Below are 18362 nucleotides of genomic sequence, written 5' to 3'. Positions count from 1 at the left end.
GACCGTGCATTACCGCTCGGCCGCCACCGCCGCCACGGCGGGGGCCGGGGCCGCGCTCAGTCCCTGTGCAGCGTCCCGTCCGGGTCGAGGCCGCGGAAGGAGAGGATCACGATCAGGATGCCCCCGCAGACGATCGCCGAGTCGGCCAGGTTGAAGACCGCGAAGTGTGTTGGGGCGATGAAGTCCACGACGGCGCCCTGGAAGACGCCGGGCGAGCGGAACACACGGTCCGTCAGATTCCCGAAGGCACCGCCCAGCAGCATCCCGAGCGCGATCGCCCACGGCGTGCTGTAGAGCCTGCGCGCGATGCGTGCGATGACGACGATCACCACCGCGGCGATCGCCGTCAGCACGAGCGTCAGCGCCTCACCGATGCCGAAAGCCGCGCCCTTGTTGCGTACGACGTCGAGCTGCAGCACCGTGCCGATCACCTGGATCGGTGCGTGGTGCTCCAGTTCGGCGACCACGATCAACTTGGTGACCAGGTCGAGCGCGTAGGCGATGGCGGCGACCACGACCAGCACTCCGATGCGCCTGCTGCCCCGGGGCGCGGTCTGCTCGCCGTCTCCGGGTGCGCCGTCCGCGGGTTCTTCCGTGGTCTTGTCAGGAGTACCGATAGTCCGCTCCACCTCTGTCACCCGACGAGGGTACGCCACATGGGCCCCCGCTGTGGCCCGCTCCCCCGGCGTCCGGCGGCCCGGCCGGTGCCCCTAACGGCGTTCCTGCTGCTGCTTGCACTCCACGCAGAGCGTCGCGCGGGGGAAGGCCTGCATGCGGGCCTTCCCGATCGGGTTGCCGCAGTTCTCGCAGAGCCCGTAGGTGCCCGCGTCGAGGCGTTCCAGGGCCCGCTCGGTCTGGTAGAGCATCTCGCGGGCGTTGGCGGCGAGCGCCATCTCGTGCTCCCGCGTGATGTTCTTCGTTCCGGTGTCGGCGTCGTCGTCCCCGGCGCCGTCCCCCGAGTCGCGCATGAGCCCGTCCAGCGCCTCGCCGGAGGCGACCAGCTCCTCCCTCAGGCGCTCGGCCTCGCTCGCCAGCTCACCACGGGCCTCCTCGACCTCCTGCGGGGTCCAGGGCTCCTCGCCGGCCCGTACGGCCAGCTCTTCCGGCTCGACGGGGGTGCCCGCCGCGCGCGCTGTGGGCACCTTGTCGGCCTTCGCCACCGGAGTCTTCTTCGCAGCCACCGTCTTGGCTCCTGTCGTCTTCTTCGCCGTGGTCTTCCCTGCGGCGCGCCGGGTCGCCGCCGTCCTGCCGGCCGTCGCCTTCTTCGCGGTCTTCTTCTCGGTCTTCTTCGTGGTCTTCCCCGCTGCGGCCTTCTTCTTCGTGGCCGTCGCGGCCGTCTTCCCGGCGGGCCTCTCGGTCGCTGTCTTCTTCCCCGAACCCCTCTTCGCAGGCGTCTCCCCCTCCGCCGCGGACTTCTCCGTACTCCCGGCCGCCGCCTCCCCGGCCGGCTGCGCCTTCTTCGACGCCTTCTTCGCCTTCTTCGACGCACCGCGCCCGGAGGGCGTTGCCTTCTTCCCGGACGCGGATCCGCGGGGAGCGGCCCCGCCGGTGCTCGCAGCCTTCTGCGTGGACTTTTTCGCAGCTGCCGCACTTCTCGCGGCAGACCCTCTCGCCACCATGGCCGCGGCCCCTTCACATATTGTGATCTTGCTCGCGAAACGTGACCGGAACGATAAATCGACCGCGAGTGCCCCACAACGGGGGCGCGCCGGTCTGCAACCGTTGTGCCCCGCCCGGCCCTGCGAAAACCGGCCGGACCCAGCCCGCGGAGGCCCTTACACTGGGTGCAGCGAAAGGCGATGAAGGGGACGAGTAGCGTCCGTGAGCAGCCGTGAGCGACCCGGGGACGGTGTGAGCCCGGGGGCCGGCGCGACGTGAAGATCACCCCGGAGCCGCCGGAGGAAAGCACCGCGGGCGGTGCGAGTAGAACCGGCAGCGCACCCCAATGAGGGGGCAGCGGTCCGTCCGCTGCCAAGGAGGGTGGTACCGCGGGACAGCCGCCGTTTCGGCGGGCTCTCTCGTCCCTCCGACGGAAGATGACAGTCCGCCGGAGGAAGTCCCGATGCCGCAGTACCGCCAGGTGCCAGCCCAGGTCGACCTGCCCGCCCTCGAGCACGCCGTGCTCGACTTCTGGCGGGACAACAAGGTCTTCGCCCGCACTCTCGAGCAGTCCGAAGGACGGCCCGAGTGGGTCTTCTACGAGGGCCCGCCCACCGCCAACGGCATGCCGGGCGCCCATCACATCGAGGCCCGGGTCTTCAAGGACGTCTTCCCCCGCTTCCGCACCATGCGCGGCTACCACGTCGGGCGCAAGGCCGGCTGGGACTGCCACGGTCTGCCCGTCGAGCTGGCCGTCGAGCGCGAACTGGGCTTCAACGGCAAGCAGGACATCGAGAACTACGGCATCGCGGAGTTCAACGCGCGCTGCCGCGAGTCCGTCACCCGGCACACGGACGCCTTCGCCGAGCTGACGACGCGCATGGGCTACTGGGTCGACATGGACGACGCCTACCGGACGATGGACCCGGAGTACGTCCAGTCGGTCTGGTGGTCGCTGAAGCAGATCCACGAGAAGGGCCTGCTCGTCCAGGACCACCGCGTCGCCCCCTGGTGCCCCCGCTGCGGCACCGGCCTGTCCGACCACGAACTGGCGCAGGGCTACGAGACGGTCGTCGACCCGTCGGTCTACGTCCGCTTCCCGCTGACGTCCGGCCCGCTCGCCGGCGAGGCGGCGCTGCTGGTGTGGACGACCACGCCGTGGACGCTCGTGTCCAACACCGCCGTCGCCGCGCACCCCGACGTCACCTACGTCGTCGCCACGGACGGGCTGGAGAAGCTCGTCGTCGCCGAGCCGCTGCTGGAGAAGGCGCTGGGCGAGCGCTGGGAGGCGACCGGGGAGCGCTTCACCGGCGCCGAGATGGAGCGCTGGGGTTACGAACGGCCGTTCAACTTCGTGGAGATGGAGAACGCCCACTACGTCGTCAACGCGGACTACGTCACGACCGAGGACGGCACCGGTCTCGTCCACCAGTCGCCCGCCTTCGGTGAGGACGACATGCGCACCTGCCGCGCGTACGGGCTGCCTGTCGTCAACCCCGTCCGCGCGGACGGCACCTTCGAAGAGGGCCTGCACATGGTGGGCGGGCAGTTCTTCAAGAAGGCGGACGAGGCGCTGGTCGCCGACCTCGACGCACGCAACCTGCTGCTGCGTCACGTGCCGTACGAGCACAGCTATCCGCACTGCTGGCGGTGCCACACCGCACTGCTCTACTACGCGCAGCCCTCGTGGTACATCCGCACCACGCAGATCAAGGACGCCCTGCTCCAGGAGAACGAGCGCACGAACTGGTACCCCGAATCGGTCAAGCACGGCCGCTTCGGCGACTGGCTCGACAACAACATCGACTGGGCGCTCAGCCGCAACCGCTACTGGGGCACGCCGCTGCCCATCTGGCGCTGCGAGGAAGGGCACTTGACGTGCGTCGGCTCCCTCGCGGAGCTGACGCGGCTGACCGGCCGCGACCAGTCCGGGCTGGACCCTCACCGGCCGTACATCGACGAGGTCACGTTCGCCTGCCCGGCCGCGGACTGCTCGCTGGAAGCGACGCGCGTGCCCGAAGTCATCGACGCCTGGTACGACTCGGGCTCGATGCCCTTCGCCCAGTGGGGATACCCGTACAAGAACAAGGAGATCTTCGAGAAGCGCTACCCGGCGCAGTTCATCTCGGAGGCGATCGACCAGACCCGCGGCTGGTTCTACACGCTCATGGCCGTCGGCACGCTCGTCTTCGAGAAGTCCTCGTACGAGAACGTCGTCTGCCTCGGGCACATCCTCGCCGAGGACGGCCGGAAGATGTCCAAGCACCTGGGCAACATCCTCGAGCCGATCCCGCTGATGGACCAGCACGGCGCGGACGCCGTGCGCTGGTTCATGGCCGCCGGAGGCTCGCCCTGGGCGGCGCGGCGCGTCGGCCACGGCACCATCCAGGAGGTCGTGCGCAAGACGCTGCTGACGTACTGGAACACGGTCGCCTTCCAGGCCCTGTACGCCCGTACGTCCGGCTGGTCGCCCTCCGAGTCGGACCCCGCACCGGAGCACCGCCCGCTGCTCGACCGCTGGCTGCTCAGCGAACTGCACGCGCTGGTGGACCAGGTGACGATGGCGATGGAGGGCTACGACACCCAGCGTGCCGGGAAACTGCTGTCGACCTTCGTCGACGACCTGTCCAACTGGTACGTCCGGCGCTCCCGCAGGCGCTTCTGGCAGGGCGACGCCGGCGCCATGCGCACCCTCCACGACACCCTGGAGACGGTGACGCGCCTGATGGCACCCATCGTCCCCTTCGTCACCGAGCGCGTGTGGCAGGACCTGGTCGTGCCCGTCACCCCCGGCGCACCCGACTCGGTCCACCTCGCCAACTGGCCGGAGGCGGACCTGAGCAGGGTCGACCCGGAGCTGTCGCAGGACATGCTTCTGGTGCGGCGCCTGGTCGAGCTGGGCCGTGCGACACGTGCGGAGTCCAGCGTGAAGACCCGGCAGCCGCTCTCGCGCGCCCTGGTGGCCGCGCACGGCTTCGAGACGCTCTCGCCCGACCTGCGGAACCAGATCACCGAGGAGCTCAACGTCAGCCACCTGGCGAGCCTTTCGGAGGTCGGCGGCTCACTCGTCGACACGACGGCCAAGGGCAACTTCCGTGCGCTGGGCCGGCGTTTCGGCAAGCGCACCCAGGAGGTCGCCAAGGCGATCGCCGACGCCGACGCCGCCGCTCTCTCGGCGGCTCTGCGCGAGGGCACCGCCTCGGTCGAGGTGGACGGCGAGCAGATCGCCCTCTCGCCCGAGGAAGTGATCATCACCGAGACCCCGCGCGAGGGCTGGTCCGTGGCGTCCGACTCGGGCGCGACGGTCGCTCTTGACCTGGAGATCACGCCCGAGCTGCGCCGTGCGGGCCTCGCGCGGGACGCGATCCGCCTCATCCAGGAGGCCCGCAAGAACTCGGGGCTCGACGTCGCGGACCGCATCGCCCTCGTCTGGTCCACCTCGGACGAGGAAGTCGAGCAGGCGCTGATCGACCATTCCGGGCTGATCTCGGAGGAGGTCCTCGCCGCGGACTTCACGCCCGGGGACACGGAGGCAGCGGACCCGGCCTTCGGCTCGCCCTTCGAGGACGAGGCGCTGGCGCTCACGTTCCGCCTCCGCAAGTCGTGACCGTCCGCCACCGCTGCTGAGCCACGTGGGGCACCCGGAACGAGGGGTGCCCCCACGGGCACGCGGGCCGCTCCCGCCACGGAGGCCGCGCTCCACGGACCTGCAGGGACGTCTGTCGCCCTCGTACGGCTTGCAGCGGCCGGGGCCCCCTGCCGGGACCGGCGGATCGGACGCCTCGCGAGCGCTCCGGGGCGCCTCAACGGTCCGCAGCAGCGGCACCCAGCCTCGCGCCCCTGGCAAGGCACGAAAACGGGCCGGGCCCGGAAGTGGAGACTTCCGGGCCCGGCCCTGTGACGTCGTGGCGACTGCGGCCGTCAGACCGTCAGTTGTCGTCCTCGTCGATCAGGAAGCCGCGCATCGGCGACGGCGCCTGCTGCGGCTGCGGGCCGCCCTGCGGACGGACCGGAGCCATCGGCTGCGTCATGGCCGGGGACATCTGCTGCTGACCGCCGCCGTAGCTCGGGCCGCCCTGTCCGGGACCGCCCATGCTGTGGCCGTTGCCGCCCATCGACTGGTGACCGCCCATCGTGCCCACGCCGGCGGGTGCGCCCGCAGGGGCCATCGAGGGGGACGGAGGCAGCGAGGCCGTCGCCGGAGTACGCGGCGGCGCGAGCGAGTCGTCCGCCTGGTTCTCCAGCTGGCGCAGCTGGCTCTCCAGGTAGGACTTCAGGCGCGTGCGGTACTCGCGCTCGAAGCCCCGCAGGTCCTCGACCTTGCGCTCCAGGGTGGCGCGAGCGGACTCCAGCGAGCCCATCGCGACGCGGTGCTTCTCCTGGGCGTCCCGCTCCAGTGCGTCCGCCTTGGCGCGGGCGTCCCGCTCCAAGCCTTCCGCACGGCTGCGGGCCTCGCCGACGATCTTGTTGGCCTCGGAACGGGCCTCCGCGATCGCCTGGTCGGCTGTCTGCTGCGCAAGGGACAGCACGCGCGCCGCGCTGTCGTTGTTCTGGCCGCCACCTGGCATCTGGGGACCACCGGGGCCCATGGGACCACCAGGTCCACCCGGGCCGCCCTGCGGACCGCCGGGGCCCATCGGGCCGCCGGGACCGGCAGGAAGCGCCGGCTGGCCGCCCGGCAGCTGAGGCGGGCCGCCCATCGGACCGCCGGGGCCTCCCGGGCCACCGGGGCCGCCCTGCTGCGGGTGGCCGTGACCCGGGCCGTGCGGGCCGGGGCCGCCGTGCTGACCAGGGGGAACCGGACCTGATATGGCAGCGGGCACAGGACCTCCGCCTTGGCGGTCCTGCGGTTCGGGCTTTCGCATACCGCCCTGCTGCTGGCTCTGCGCAGCGGCACGAGTCGCCGCGGCCAGCTTGGCGCGCAGGTCCTCGTTCTCCCGCAGCAGGCGGGTCAGCTCCGCTTCGACCTCATCGAGGAAGGCATCGACCTCGTCCTCGTCATAGCCTTCTCGGAGGCGGACGGTCGTGAACTGCTTGTTCCGCACGTCCTCGGGGGTCAGTGGCATCTCTTCACCTCAACGTAAGTCGTCGGCATCTCGGCAAGACCATTCCGATCGTTCACAGCCTGGCCACGACGTTGATCAGGATGTAGACGATGATCATTAGTACGAAGAAGGACAGGTCGAGCGCCACGCCCCCGAAGCGCAACGGCGGGATGAACCGCCGCAGAAGCTTGAGTGGCGGATCAGTGACAGTGTAGGTCGCCTCTAGAACGACCACCATCGCCTTGCCGGGCTGCCATGAGCGGGCGAACTGGAAGACGTAGTCCATCACCAGCCGGAAGATCAACACGAGCAGGAAGCAGTACAGCGCGACTTGGACCACCTCGAGTGCGGTACTCACTGCGCTTCCCTCTCCCCTCGCCGCGTGGGCGCTCTCGTGCGACCTTACGGCCCGTTCCTTGATCCTTGCGTCTTCAGCTCTGGTTGAAGAACCCGCCCTCTGCGATGCGGGCCTTGTCCTCCGCCGTGACATCGACGTTAGCAGGAGACAGCAGGAAGACCTTCTGAGTCACTCTTTCAATACTCCCGTGAAGACCGAAGACGAGACCGGCCGCAAAGTCGACAAGTCGCTTCGCATCGGTGTCGTCCATCTCGGTCAAGTTCATGATCACGGGGGTGCCTTCGCGGAAGTGTTCCCCGATGGTACGGGCCTCGTTGTAGGTCCGGGGGTGCAACGTGGTGATCCGGTAGGGCTCCCGCTCGGACACGACTTTGGGCATGATCACCGGGGCGCTCTTCTCCAGACTCTGGCGTTCAGGTGTGATGGATGACACGGGGGCAATTCTCCCGGATCGTCCACTTTCGATGACCGCCGGGGGTGAAGGCTGCTCCCTCTCCCGCTGGGCGGGAGGGTGCATGACACGCACCGGTTCCGCCGGTTCGTCCTTCTGCAGGGAGTCGTGGGACTGCAGCGATTCGTGCCGCCGCCGGTCCCGCTCGGGCTCCGGTTCGGGCTCGAACTCGTCGTCGGGGTCGAACCCCGGGCCGTCGTACCCATCGTCCTCCACGAGGCCGAGGTAGACCGCCATCTTGCGCATAGCGCCGGCCATTCTCTGCGTCCTCCGCTCTGTGGTGGGTCCCCTGCCCCCGGCGGGAAGGCCTCGCGGCCCGTCACCGGCGACTTGGAAATACTCGGGCCCATCCGCCTGTCGTTTCCCAACCCGAAATGACCATATTTTCTACTGTGGTCCGACTCTTGGCGACGTTACCCGAGCCGCGGGCGCTCTCCGAGTACCGCGCTGCCGACGCGCACATGTGTCGCCCCCGCAGCCACTGCCTCTTCGAGATCCGCACTCATCCCTGCTGACACCATGGTTGCAGCAGGATGCCTCGTCCGCAGGTCAGTTGAGATTTCCCGCAGCCGTTCGAAGGCGGCGGCGGGGCGCCCCGCGTACTCCCCCGACAGCGGCGCGACGGTCATCAGGCCTGCCAGGCGCAGCCCTTGGGCCGCGGCCACGGCGTCGGCGATCTCCACGACCGCCCCCGGGGCCGCTCCGCCCCTTCCGCCGGAACCGCCTGATTCCGCGTCAAGTGCGACCTGGACGAGGCAGTCCAGGTGGCGTTCCCGGTCCGCCGCGGCGTTGTCGAGCGCCCTGACGAGGCGAACCCTGTCGACGGAGTGCACGACGTCCGCGTAACCCGCCACGGAGCGCGCCTTGTTGGTCTGGAGCTGGCCCACGAAGTGCCAGCTCAGCGGGGCGTCCGCACAGGCCGCCGCCTTGGGCGCCGCGTCCTGGTCGCGATTCTCGGCGACGTCCCGCACACCCAGTTCGGACAGCAGACGGACGTCCTCCGCCGGGTAGGTCTTGGTGACGACGATCAGGGTCACGTCTTCCCGCCTGCGCCCCGCCGCGCCACAAGCGCCCTCGATGCGCTCCTCCACCCGGGCGAGGTTTTCTGCGAGTTGGGCCTTGCGAGCAGTGAGGTCCGTCACAGTTCAGTTCGCCTCCAGCCACACATAACTCGCGAGCCGGCCGGTGACTTTCTCGCGCCGGTACGAGAAGTGATCATCCGACTCCATGGTGCAAACAGAGGACTGTTCCAGAGTTGTGACACCCAGCGCCGCGAGCTGAGCCCGCACTCCGGCCGCCACGTCGACCGAGGGGGTGCCCCAGCTCGTACGCGCCGCCGCTTCCGGAACGACCGAGGCGACCTGTGACCGCATCTCCTCCGGCACCTCGTAGCAACTCCCGCATACGGCAGGCCCCGTTCGGGCGATGAACCGCTCGGGAACGGCACCGCGCGCCTTCATGGCCTCGACAAGTGCGGGCACGACTCCGGCCACCAGTCCAGGCCGCCCTGCGTGTGCGGCGCCCGCCACCCTCGCGACGGGGTCCGCGAGCAGGACGGGCGTGCAGTCCGCGGTGAGGACGGCGAGAGCGAGCATGGGGCGCATCGTGACGACGCCGTCGAGCGGTGGCGCGTCGTCCCCGAACGGCCGGTGCACGAGGGCGACATCGCGCCCGTGCACCTGGTTCATCCAGACGACGTTCGACGGCTTCAGGCCCAACCCGGTCGCGACCCTCGCCCGGTTGGTGTTCACGTGCGCGGCATCGTCGCCGACCTTGCCGCCCAGGTTGAGTGACTCATACGGAGCGGCGCTCACCCCGCCCCACCGGTCGGTGAAGGCGAAATGCGCGCCGCTCGTCGAGTGGTGCTCGTCTATCACTTCAAGAAGTCCGGCACATCCAGCTCCTCGGCCTGACTGTCCGTGTACGGACGGGCCGGCGGGACGGTCGGAGGCAGCGAGTCACGTCCGGACCCGGAGGACTCGCCCACGGGAGCCGGGTCGCTCTCACGCGGCGTGACCGTGCCCAGGCCACCGAAGGAGGGCCGCTCGCCGTCCGAATCCGCACCGAAGGAGCCCGTGGACGGGCCGGGGTCGTCCTTCGGCGTGTGCGAGCCGAGGGCCTTCTCGCGGTTCCTGGAGGGCGGCTGGCCCCCGTCGAAGCCGGCGGCGATGACGGTGACGCGCACCTCGTCGCCGAGGGCGTCGTCGATGACGGCGCCGAAGATGATGTTGGCTTCGGGGTGCGCGGCCTCGCTCACGAGCTGCGCGGCCTCGTTGATCTCGAACAGGCCGAGGTCCGAACCGCCCGAGATGGACAGCAGCACGCCTCTCGCGCCGTCGATGGAGGCTTCCAGAAGCGGCGACGAGATGGCCATCTCCGCCGCGGCCACCGCACGGTCGTCCCCGCGGGCCGAACCGATGCCCATGAGCGCCGACCCCGCCTCGGACATCACGGACTTGACGTCGGCGAAGTCGAGGTTGATGAGGCCGGGCGTCGTGATGAGGTCCGTGATGCCCTGGACACCCGAGAGCAGCACCTGGTCCGCGGACTTGAACGCGTCCAGCACGCTGACCTGGCGGTCCGAGATGGACAGCAGCCGGTCGTTGGGGATGACGATCAGGGTGTCGACCTCGTCGCGCAGACCCGCGATGCCGTCCTCGGCCTGGTTGGCACGCCGGCGGCCCTCGAACGTGAAGGGCCGGGTGACGACGCCGATCGTCAGCGCGCCGAGGGAACGCGCGATGTTCGCGACGACGGGGGCGCCGCCGGTGCCGGTGCCGCCTCCTTCGCCCGCGGTGACGAAGACCATGTCGGCCCCCTTGAGGACCTCCTCGATCTCCTCGCGGTGGTCCTCGGCCGCCTTGCGGCCGACGTCGGGGTTGGCGCCCGCTCCCAAACCGCGCGTCAGTTCGCGGCCCACGTCGAGCTTGACATCGGCATCGCTCATCAACAGGGCCTGCGCATCTGTGTTGATCGCGATGAACTCGACGCCCTTGAGACCGACCTCGATCATCCGGTTGATGGCGTTCACGCCACCGCCGCCAATCCCGACGACCTTGATGACTGCGAGGTAGTTCTGCGGTGCTGCCACGTCGAAGGCCTCTCGCCTCGAGTTACGTATCCCTGTAGGGCGGTCCACATCGACCCGAACCCCAAGCGCGAAGTTTAGGGTTACCAGTGTCCGTCTTCCTTGGAGTCTTGGGAACGGACACTAAGTCGACAAGTGGTGGGTGTTCAACGAACACGCCGAACCTCCCGTTTTTCTTTTCACCCTATGTGATCAGGGCCCGCCGTCGTCATCCAGGGTGCTGGCCTGCGCTGACGTCCGTCAACTCCCTGACGCCGCAGGGGCGCTGGGGACACTCACGTCGAAGTGCCTGGCGTCTTTGGCCGCTTTCATCAGCGCGGTCAGTGACTTGGCCTTCGCAGCCCTCTGTTCGCCGCTCCCCCACAGCACCGTACGACCCTCCGTCAACTCCAGCGTGATGGAGTCGTAGGAACGAACGCGGACGGTCCGGGTGTCACGCTCCACGGATTTCGGGAGCGATCCGGCGACCGAGACGGCTTCGCGGCGGAGGCGTTCACTGCCGAAGTGGCGGAGGCCCGCGGAGCGCTGTACTTCCATCACCAGAAGCGGAACGCCCTTCGGATGCTTGGGAACAACGGCGAAACGCACGCCTTCGTCATCCACTTCGACGAAATTCCCGTCCTCCTTCATGGCCAACTCCGGCTTCCGTTCGGTCACCTTCACACCGATTCCATGGGGCCATGCCCGCACGACGTCGACGCTGTCGATCCGCGGCAGGGCCTCGCGCAGACGGCGTTCCGCCGCCGCCCGGTCCACCGAGAGCAGCGGGGCCCCAAGCGGAATGCGGGCGGCGGCACGGACCCGGCCTTCCGTCAGCACCGCGGTCCCGCTGACGGACACCCGCTCGACGGTCGCCCAGTTCGAGCCGTAGAGCGCCCATGCGCCGAAGCCGCCCAGGAGGAGCGTCAGTGCGAGCGCGAGCAGCAGCAGGCGGCCCGGAAGTCGCAGCCGCAGCGGGGGCCTTCGCTCCCGCCCCGCGTGCTGGTGCGGGCCGGAACCGGCCCGGGGGCGGGCCTGCGGCGTCCTGCCGCGCCGCTCGGCGCTCTCGGTCGTCCGCCCCGTCGGTCCGGCCACGCTTGCCTGCCTTCTCTCACGCCCCTCGGCGTGCCGCGATCGCCTCGTACACCATTCCGACCAGGAGCTCGTCGGCGTCCGGACGGCCGAACTCCGCCGCGGCGCGGGCCATGGCGTGCAGACGGTGCGGGTCGGAGAGGACCGGGAGCACGTTGCTCAGGATCCAGTCCGGCGACACCTCGGCGTCGTCCACGAGGAGTCCGCCTCCCGCCTTGACGACGGGCTGCGCGTTCAGCCGCTGTTCGCCGTTGCCGATCGGCAGCGGCACGTAGGCGGCCGGCAGCCCCACGGCCGACAGCTCCGCGACGGTCATCGCGCCGGCACGGCAGAGCATCATGTCCGCTGCGGCGTACGCGAGATCCATCCGGTCCACATACGGTACCGGGACGTACGGCGGCATTCCGGGCATGTTGTCCGGCTGCGGCAATTCGTTCTTGGGTCCGACGGCGTGCAGGACCTGGATCCCCGCGCGCTGAAGGTGCGGAACGGCCTGCTGCACGACCTCGTTGAGGCGGCGGGCGCCCTGCGAGCCGCCCGTGACGAGAAGCGTCGGCAGATTGGCGTCCAGCCCGAAAGCGGCACGGGCCTCCGGCCGCTTCGCGGCGCGGTCGAGCGTGGCGATGGCGCGGCGCAGCGGGATGCCGACGTACCGGGCGTTGCGGAGCTTGCTGTCCGGGGTGGAGACGGCCACGTGGCGCGTGTAGCGCGAGCCGATCTTGTTGGCCAGGCCGGGACGCGCGTTGGCCTCGTGCACGACGATCGGCACTCCGAGCCGCTTCGCGGCCAGGTACGCCGGGAGGGCCACGTAACCGCCGAAGCCGGCGACGCAATCGGCCTTGGTGCTCTCGAGGATCTGCTCGGCGGCCTTGATGGTGCCGCGCAGCCGCCCCGGGACGGTGATCAGTTCGGGCGTGGGTTTCCGCGGGAGCGGTACGGCCGGGATGAGTTCCAGGTGGTAGCCGCGCTCGGGGACGAGGCGGGTCTCAAGTCCGCGTTCCGTGCCCAGGGCAGTGATGCCCACCGTCGGGTCCTGCCGGCGCAGAGCGTCCGCCAGGGCGAGCGCGGGCTCGATGTGGCCGGCGGTGCCACCGCCGGCGAGTACGACGTGCACTCTCATTCACCGCTCTCCGGACGGCCGCCGAACCGGGCGCCGTCTCATCGTTTCGATCTCACCCCTGCCAGCCTTCTCTGCAGGCGCTGCAGCAGAGCAGGTTGCCGCATGGCCAGTGCCGCCCTCGCAGCGGGGTCGCTTCGCGCGAATGCGATCAGCAACCCGATGGCGAACATCGTCGGCAGCAGGGCGGACCCTCCGTAGGAGAACAGCGGGAGCGGGACACCGGCGATCGGCAGCAGACCGAGCACCGCACCGATGTTGACCACGGCCTGCGCCGTGATCCAGGTGGTCACGCCTCCCGCGGCATACCTCACGAAGGGCTCCTCCGTGCGTCCGGCCACGCGGATACCCGCATAGCCTAGAGCCGCGAAGAGGGCGAGCACCGACAGCGTCCCCGCCAGTCCGAGTTCCTCACCGGTCACGGCGAAGATGAAATCGGTGTGCGGTTCAGGGAGTTGACCCCATTTTTCCACACTGGCGCCGAGTCCCGAACCGAACCAGCCGCCGGATGCGAGCGCGTAGATCCCGTGCACTGCCTGCCAGCACTGGTCGTCCGGGCCCGGGTCGGTGGCGCCGATGCACGCGAGCCTGGCCATCCGGTTGGGGCTGGTCATGATGAGGAACGCCCCTACGGCGAGCGCCCCCGCGAGGACGCCGGTGAACAGCCGGGTGGGCGCTCCGGCGAGCCAGAGCAGTCCGAACAGGATCGTTGTGAGAATGATCGCGGTGCCCATGTCGCCGCCGAGCATGATGAGTCCGAGGAGCAGCAGCGCCACCGGGACGAGCGGCACGAGCATGTGCTTCCACTGGGTGAGCAGCCGCCTCGCACGCTTCCGCGCCAGGAGGTCCGCGCCCCAGAGCACGAGCGCGAGCTTGGCGAACTCGCTCGGCTGGAGCTGGAACGGGCCGCCCAGGTAGATCCAGTTCTGGTTGCCGTTCACCTCGTGCCCCATACCGGGAACCTGCACCATGCACATGAGCACGACGGAGACGGCCAGCAGCGGGTACGCCAGCGCACGGTGCAGTCTCAGCGGCATGCGGGCGGCGACGAGCAGCAGAACGGCGCCCAGGACGGCCGCGATCAGCTGCTTGCGGAAGAAGTACGTCGAGGGCAGGCCCGACTGCAGCGCCTCGATCTGCGACGCCGAGAAGACCATCACGAGTCCGAGCACGGTGAGCAGGAGGCTGCCGCCGAGGACGAGGTAGTAGGCCGTGAGCGGACGGTCCCAGGCCCGCCTCGCCTTGTCGGAGAGCGCCGAGAGCCCCCGGCGGCGCGGTTCCGGACGGCGCGGCTTCCGGCCGGGAAGACGCGGACGCTGCGAGACGGAGGCCGAAGCCCCCTTCCAGGCGCCCGACTTGGCCGTCCGGGCGGCACCGGCGCGCTGCGTGCCCCGGAGGACGGTCGAGAGCCGCGTACCGGCCGACGGCGAAGGGCGCGCGGGCACCGCGGCGACGGCGGACGGTACCGGCGCGTGTGCCGGAGCCCGGAGCGCGACCGGGGCTCGCAGGGCTCGCGCCAGCGTCCGCAGCAGAGGGGATGTCCGCAGTGGAGTCCGCAGTGGAGACGGGGCTCGGAGAGAGGTGGCCGCCTGGCCGTCGGGCGTCATCTGTCGCTTCCCCTCCGTCAATTCCCGCGAGCGGTCAGCGGGACCGGCGGGTCACTCCACGTTGTCGGCGCGGCCGGCGGCCAGTTCACGGACCGCTTCGGCGAAGGCGTCGCCGCGCGCGTTGTAGTTGACGAACATGTCCATCGACGCGCACGCCGGGGCCATCAGCACCGTATCCCCGGGCCTGGCGAGCCGGGACGCTTCGTGGACCGCCGCCGCCATCGCACCAGTGTCCGTCCGCGCGAGGTCCACCACCGGAACATCCGGGGCGTGTCGCGCGAGGGCTTCCGCCATGAGCGCGCGGTCGGCGCCGATGAGGACCGCTCCGCGCAGACGGGAGGCCGACGTGCGGACGAGTTCGTCGAACGTGGCGCCCTTCGCGAGGCCTCCGGCGATCCAGACGATCGACTCGTAGGCCGCCAGCGAGGCCTGCGTGGCATGGGTGTTGGTGGCTTTGGAGTCGTTGACGTAGGCGACGCCGCCGACGTCCGCGACGTGCGCGATGCGGTGGGCGTCGGGACTGAAGGCCCGCAGCCCGTCGCGTACGGCCGAGGGCGGCACTCCGTAGGCGCGCGCGAGGGCGGCGGCCGCGAGGGCGTTGGCGATGTTGTGCGGTGCCGCGGGGGTGACGTCGCCGACTTCGGCGAGCTCCTGCGCCTGCCTCCGACGGTCCTCGACGAAGGCGCGGTCGACGAGGATGCCGTCCACGACGCCCAGTTCGGAGGGGCCGGGAGTGCCGAGGGTGAAGCCGATGGCGCGGCAGCCCTCCTCGACGTCCGCCTCGCGCACGAGGCGTTCCGTGGCCGGGTCGGCGCAGTTGTAGACGCAGGCGACCTGGTTGCCCTCGTAGATACGGCCCTTGTCGGCGGCGTACGCCTCCATCGAGCCGTGCCAGTCGAGATGGTCCGGGGCGAGGTTGAGCACCGCTCCCGAGTGGGCCCTCAGGCTGGGTGCCCAGTGGAGCTGGTAGCTGGACAGTTCGACCGCGAGTACGTCCGGCGGCTTCTGCTCGTCGAGTACGACGTCGATGAGCGGGGTGCCGATGTTGCCCACGGCGGGCGCTCGGAGCCCGGCGGCGCGGAGGATCGCGGAGAGCATCTGGACGGTCGTGGTCTTGCCGTTGGTGCCGGTGACCGCGAGCCAGGGCGCGGGAGCACCGGTGCCGCCGGAGGCGGCACCGCGCAGCCGCCAAGCCAGCTCCACGTCGCCCCACACGGGGACGTCCGCGGCGCGCGCCGCCCGGAAGAGCGGACTCTCCGGCTTCCACCCAGGTGAGGTGACGATCAGGTCCGTGCCCTCGGGCAGCGTCTCGGCGTCACCCAGCCGTGCGGTGACGCCCTCCTTGCGCAGCCGTTCTGCGTGCTCGCGGTGTGTGTCGCTGTCGCCGCCGTCGACGACCGTCACACCGGCGCCCATCCGTGCCAGGGCGAGCGCGGCGCTCCTGCCGCTGACCCCGAGGCCGGCGACCGTCACATGCCGGCCGGCCAGGTCCGCGGCGGTCGCGGTGTCGCCCAACGGGCCCGTCCCGGCGCTCACTTGCTGGCTGCCCACCCTGCGTAGAAGATTCCGACGCCGACGATGGCGCACATGCCCTGGATGATCCAGAACCGGACCACGACCAGGACCTCCGACCAGCCCTTCAGCTCGAAGTGGTGCTGGAGGGGGGCCATTTTGAAGACCCGCTTGCCGGTGAGCCGGAACGAACCGACCTGGATCACCACGGACATGGTGATGAGGACGAAGAGGCCGCCGAGGATGGCGAGCAGCAGCTCGGTCCGTGAGCAGATGGCCAGTCCGGCGAGCGCGCCGCCCAGCGCGAGCGAACCGGTGTCGCCCATGAAGATCTTGGCCGGGGAGGTGTTCCACCACAGGAAGCCGAAGCAGGCGCCCATGAGGGCCGCCGCGACGACGGCCAGGTCGAGTGGGTCCCGTACCTCGTAACAACCCGGGCCGGCGGTGAAGGGGTTGGCGCAGGACTCCTGGTACTCCCACACGCAGATGAAGACGTAGGCGCCGAAGACCATCACCGACGCGCCCGTCGCCAGGCCGTCCAGACCGTCCGTCAGGTTCACGCCGTTGGACATGGCGAGAATCATGAACAGCGCCCAGATCACGAAGAGGACCGGGCCGATCGACCAGCCGAAGTCCTGCGTGAAGGAGAGCTTGGTCGAAGCGGGCGTCAGGCCCCGCAGGTTGGCGAAGTTCAGCGACAGCACCGCGAAGGCGACACCGACGATCAGCTGCCCGGCCATCTTCGCCTTGGCGCGCAGACCGAGGCTGCGCTGCTTGACGATCTTGATGTAGTCGTCGAGGAAGCCGACCAGCCCCATGCCGGCGAAGAGGAACAGCACCAGGACGCCCGAGAAGCTCGGCTGGCTTCCCGTCAGCAGTTTCGTCAGGGCGTAGGCGGCGACGGTGGCCAGGATGAAGGCGATGCCGCCCATGGTCGGGGTGCCGCGCTTGCTGTGGTGGTTCTGCGGCCCGTCGTCACGGATGAACTGTCCGTACCCCCTGCGGGCGAGCAGCTTGATCAGCAGGGGCGTCCCGACGAGGGACAGGAAGAGTCCGATGACCCCGGAGAAGAGAATCTGACTCATACCCATCGGGCGGCGACCTCACCCTCGTTGTCCACCGGCTCCGTGAGCGCGTCCGCGACGCGCTCCAGACCCACCGAACGGGAAGCCTTCACCAACACGACATCCCCCGGGCGCAGTTCGCTCCGCAACAGCTCGACCGCCGCCTCAGCGTCGGACACGTGCACCGACTCCTCACCCCACGAACCCTCGTTCTTGGCGCCCATGTCCAGCCAGACGGCCTCCTGGCCACCAACCGCCACGAGCTTGCTGACGTTGAGCCGGACGGCGAGCCGTCCGACCGCGTCGTGCTCGGCCAGCGACTCGTCGCCGAGCTCGGCCATCGCACCGAGCACCGCCCACGTCCGTTTCCCCTGCCCCATCGCGGCCAGCGCGCGGAGCGCTGCCCGAGTGGACTCGGGGTTGGCGTTGTAGGCGTCATTGACGACCGTGACCCCGTCGGCGCGCTCGGTGACCTCCATCCGCCAACGCGAGAGCGTGCTCGCGGCGGAGAGCGCGGTGGCGATGTCCCCGGCGGGCATGCCCAGTTCGTGGGCGACGGCCGCCGCGGCGAGCGCGTTCGACACGTGGTGCTCACCGTACAGGCGCATGGTCACGTCACCGCACCCGGTGGGTGTGTGAAGCGTGAAAGTGGGCTGTCCGCGCTCCGTGAGCCGGACATTCTCGGCGCGGACGTCCGCTTCCGGCGCCTCACCGAAGAGGAGGACCCGGGCCTCCGTGCGTGAACTCATCGCCCGCACAAGGGCGTCGTCGGCGTTGAGCACGGCGACGCCGCCCCCGTCACCCGCGAGCGGGAGCGACTCGACGAGTTCGCCCTTGGCCTCGGCGATCTGCTCACGTCCGCCGAACTCGCCGATGTGAGCGGACCCCACGTTCAGTACGACGCCGATGCGGGGCGGCGTGAGCTGGGCGAGGTAGCGGATGTGGTTCTTGCCGCGGGCCCCCATCTCCAGTACGAGATGGCGGGATTCGGCGTCGGCGCGCAGCGCGGTGAGCGGCAGCCCGATCTCGTTGTTGAGGGAGCCGGGCGTCCACACCGTCGGCCCGAGGCGCTCCAGAAGCTGCGCGATCAGGTCCTTGGTGCTGGTCTTCCCGGCGGAGCCCGTCAACGCGACGACCTGGGTGCCCAGGCGCTCGACGACGTGCCGCGCGAGGGCGCCGAGGGCGCGGGTGACGTCGTCCACGATGACGGCGGGCACTCCGACGGGGCGGGTGGCGAGCACCGCCACCGCTCCCGCTTCTACCGCGCTTCGGGCGAAGTCGTGCCCGTCTGCGCGTTCGCCCGCGAAGGCGGCGAAGAGGCTGCCCTCCGCGACCTCCCGCGAATCGATGACGACAGGGCCGCTGACGTGGGCATCCGGGTCCGGTATGTCGCTCTGCTGTCCGTCGACGACAGCGGCGATCTCGGCGAGAGAGAGGGGGATCATCGGTC

14 protein-coding genes and 1 pseudogene are annotated in these 18362 nt (G+C 70.1%); 1 reads left to right on the top strand and 14 read right to left on the bottom strand.

Annotated elements, in window-relative coordinates; genetic code table 11:
• Positions 1-56: 56 nt before the first annotated feature.
• A complete protein-coding gene (gene lspA, locus H181DRAFT_RS10960; protein ID WP_254666804.1) occupies positions 57-629 on the bottom strand; it encodes a signal peptidase II in 573 nt (190 codons plus the stop codon).
• An 81-nt stretch (positions 630-710) separates the two neighbouring features.
• Positions 711-1619 (bottom strand): TraR/DksA family transcriptional regulator, encoded by a 909-nt coding sequence (locus H181DRAFT_RS10955; RefSeq protein ID WP_045864156.1) that lies wholly within the window; start codon positions 1617-1619, stop codon positions 711-713.
• A 443-nt stretch (positions 1620-2062) separates the two neighbouring features.
• Between H181DRAFT_RS10955 and ileS the strand changes: the two genes are divergently transcribed.
• On the top strand, positions 2063-5206 hold the full coding sequence (ileS, locus tag H181DRAFT_RS10950) for an isoleucine--tRNA ligase (RefSeq protein WP_045864155.1): 3144 nt from the start codon (positions 2063-2065) through the stop codon (positions 5204-5206).
• 322 nt (positions 5207-5528) lie between these two features.
• On the opposite strand, the gene H181DRAFT_RS10945 is transcribed toward ileS, so the two are convergent.
• The 12 genes and pseudogenes from H181DRAFT_RS10945 to murF all read right to left on the bottom strand — a co-directional run bounded on the left by H181DRAFT_RS10945 (position 5529) and on the right by murF (position 18357).
• Positions 5529-6665 (bottom strand): DivIVA domain-containing protein, encoded by a 1137-nt coding sequence (locus H181DRAFT_RS10945; RefSeq protein WP_045864154.1) that lies wholly within the window; start codon positions 6663-6665, stop codon positions 5529-5531.
• A 52-nt stretch (positions 6666-6717) separates the two neighbouring features.
• Entirely contained in the window at positions 6718-7002 is a 285-nt protein-coding gene (locus H181DRAFT_RS10940; protein WP_028435711.1) for a YggT family protein, read from the bottom strand.
• A gap of 73 nt (positions 7003-7075) precedes the next feature.
• The gene (locus tag H181DRAFT_RS10935) at positions 7076-7711 is read right to left on the bottom strand and encodes a cell division protein SepF (RefSeq protein WP_045864153.1); all 636 of its coding nucleotides are present in this window, start codon (positions 7709-7711) and stop codon (positions 7076-7078) included.
• A 155-nt stretch (positions 7712-7866) separates the two neighbouring features.
• Positions 7867-8595, bottom strand: a complete 729-nt coding sequence (locus H181DRAFT_RS10930; RefSeq protein WP_045864152.1) for a YggS family pyridoxal phosphate-dependent enzyme — start codon at positions 8593-8595, stop codon at positions 7867-7869.
• Between the two features lie 3 nt (positions 8596-8598).
• Positions 8599-9330, bottom strand: a complete 732-nt coding sequence (gene pgeF, locus H181DRAFT_RS10925; RefSeq protein ID WP_045864151.1) for a peptidoglycan editing factor PgeF — start codon at positions 9328-9330, stop codon at positions 8599-8601.
• Positions 9327-10544: a cell division protein FtsZ gene (gene ftsZ, locus H181DRAFT_RS10920; RefSeq protein ID WP_045864150.1), complete on the bottom strand. Its 1218-nt coding sequence runs from the start codon at positions 10542-10544 to the stop codon at positions 9327-9329. Before ftsZ ends, pgeF begins: the two co-directional genes overlap by 4 nt.
• Before the next feature lie 237 nt (positions 10545-10781).
• Positions 10782-11495, bottom strand: a complete 714-nt coding sequence (locus H181DRAFT_RS10915) for a cell division protein FtsQ/DivIB (protein WP_302622639.1) — start codon at positions 11493-11495, stop codon at positions 10782-10784.
• Positions 11496-11631: 136 nt separating this feature from the next.
• Positions 11632-12726, bottom strand: coding sequence for an undecaprenyldiphospho-muramoylpentapeptide beta-N-acetylglucosaminyltransferase (gene murG, locus H181DRAFT_RS10910; RefSeq protein WP_045864393.1), 1095 nt, complete (start codon positions 12724-12726; stop codon positions 11632-11634).
• A 6-nt stretch (positions 12727-12732) separates the two neighbouring features.
• A pseudogene (gene ftsW / locus H181DRAFT_RS10905) lies at positions 12733-14237 on the bottom strand (putative lipid II flippase FtsW).
• 150 nt (positions 14238-14387) lie between these two features.
• Positions 14388-15851, bottom strand: coding sequence for a UDP-N-acetylmuramoyl-L-alanine--D-glutamate ligase (gene murD, locus H181DRAFT_RS10900; protein WP_045864148.1), 1464 nt, complete (start codon positions 15849-15851; stop codon positions 14388-14390).
• A 17-nt stretch (positions 15852-15868) separates the two neighbouring features.
• Complete coding sequence (gene mraY / locus H181DRAFT_RS10895) at positions 15869-16933, bottom strand: phospho-N-acetylmuramoyl-pentapeptide-transferase (protein WP_045864147.1); 1065 nt, start codon at positions 16931-16933, stop codon at positions 15869-15871.
• A complete protein-coding gene (murF, locus tag H181DRAFT_RS10890; RefSeq protein WP_045864146.1) occupies positions 16930-18357 on the bottom strand; it encodes a UDP-N-acetylmuramoyl-tripeptide--D-alanyl-D-alanine ligase in 1428 nt (475 codons plus the stop codon). The genes mraY and murF overlap by 4 nt, the downstream gene beginning before the upstream one ends.
• Between the last annotated feature and the right edge of the window lie 5 nt (positions 18358-18362).

Source organism: Streptomyces sp. WMMB 714 (assembly GCF_900090125.1).
In the GTDB taxonomy this organism is placed as follows: Bacteria; Actinomycetota; Actinomycetes; order Streptomycetales; family Streptomycetaceae; genus Streptomyces; species Streptomyces daqingensis.
This window is presented reverse-complemented; position numbering and strand designations above follow the sequence as displayed.

Excerpts from the sequence above, each read along its gene's own strand:
- H181DRAFT_RS10955 (WP_045864156.1), bottom strand. The coding sequence starts at position 1,619 with ATGGTGGCGAGAGGGTCTGCCGCGAGAAGTGCGGCAGCTGCGAAAAAG.
- ileS (WP_045864155.1), top strand. The coding sequence starts at position 2,063 with ATGCCGCAGTACCGCCAGGTGCCAGCCCAGGTCGACCTGCCCGCCCTC.
- H181DRAFT_RS10945 (WP_045864154.1), bottom strand. The coding sequence starts at position 6,665 with ATGCCACTGACCCCCGAGGACGTGCGGAACAAGCAGTTCACGACCGTC.
- H181DRAFT_RS10935 (WP_045864153.1), bottom strand. The coding sequence starts at position 7,711 with ATGGCCGGCGCTATGCGCAAGATGGCGGTCTACCTCGGCCTCGTGGAG.
- mraY (WP_045864147.1), bottom strand. The coding sequence starts at position 16,933 with ATGAGTCAGATTCTCTTCTCCGGGGTCATCGGACTCTTCCTGTCCCTC.
- murF (WP_045864146.1), bottom strand. The coding sequence starts at position 18,357 with ATGATCCCCCTCTCTCTCGCCGAGATCGCCGCTGTCGTCGACGGACAG.